Below are 996 nucleotides of genomic sequence, written 5' to 3'. Positions count from 1 at the left end.
CCACCAGACCCAAGATGATAATAGCTGTTGCTTGTGAAAGAGATTTATCCAGTGGTATTCAGGATACATATCCTTTGCCTGTGTATGGTATTTTAAATAAACGGCCTAAAGGACCCTGTTTAGACACCTTGGTTCCTTTAAAGCAGGTAGAAAAGGCCCTGGAGTACTGTTAATGGCCAATTAAAATGAGCCCTAATCGGACAATAATTTTGAGCCACTTCTAGAGTGCAACAGATGGCAAAAGGCCATATCCTTCTAATTGTCTTATAAAGGACAATTAGGAGGATCAAAACTTGAAGGAATGGATCGTGATTCACAAAATCAAGGCATTATACGACGATGGCAACGGGCTTTCAATCCGAGCAATTGCCCGAGAACTAGGCATATCTCGGAACACAGTGAGAAAGTATCTGGGCATGGCGGAAGAGTCCATTCAAGCACAAAAGAGTCAACGAGAGCGCGCTAAGATACTTGATCAGCATCGGGACTACATCGTCCATCTGCTTCAAAGCTATCCAGGGCTTAGTGCGGTCAAGATTAGGGATAGACTTTTACGCAAGCATCCGGAACTTACAGTATCAAGTCGAACTGTCAGGCGATTTGTCAGGAGAGTGAAGGAGACTATCAGTTTCAAACAGAAGCGTTACTACGAGCCAGTTCTGGCCATGGAGCCTGGAGTACAGTGCCAGGTTGATGGTGGGGAGTTTCGCGGTTTGATGATCGGCGGAGAGGAAACGAGGGTGTACTTTGTGGTGTTTGTGCTTTCCTATTCGAGACTCATGTATGTGGCGGTGTGCAGGGAGCCTGTGGACACGGAGAAGTTTATACAGATGCATGATGCGGCCTTTCGTTACTTTGGAGGGTGTCCTGAGGAGTGTGTATATGACCAAACGAAGCTGGTGGTACTAGAGGAACGGTTTCGGGAGCTAAGGTTAAATGAGAGGTTTCACGCTTACGCCACAGCGGCAGGTTTTCGTGTGAGGGCCTGTGAGGGTT

2 protein-coding genes are annotated in these 996 nt (G+C 46.8%); both read left to right on the top strand.

From position 1 onward, the window contains the following. Positions 1-14 precede the first annotated feature (14 nt). On the top strand, positions 15-173 hold the full coding sequence (locus tag T472_RS20620; protein WP_242864780.1) for a DUF116 domain-containing protein: 159 nt from the start codon (positions 15-17) through the stop codon (positions 171-173). A 135-nt stretch (positions 174-308) separates the two neighbouring features. Continuing rightward, a partial coding sequence (gene istA / locus T472_RS20615) for an IS21 family transposase (protein ID WP_242864779.1) occupies positions 309-996 on the top strand: 688 nt, incomplete at its 3' end.

Origin of the sequence: Youngiibacter fragilis 232.1, from assembly GCF_000495435.3 — a bacterium.
GTDB lineage: Bacteria > Bacillota > Clostridia > Clostridiales > Clostridiaceae > Youngiibacter > Youngiibacter fragilis.
The sequence above is the reverse complement of the archived record's forward strand: the minus strand, read 5'-3'. Positions and strand labels throughout refer to the sequence as shown.

What these genes read in the sequence shown, in the direction of transcription:
- T472_RS20620 (WP_242864780.1), top strand. Translation starts at nt 15, where the DNA reads ATGATAATAGCTGTTGCTTGTGAAAGAGATTTATCCAGTGGTATTCAG.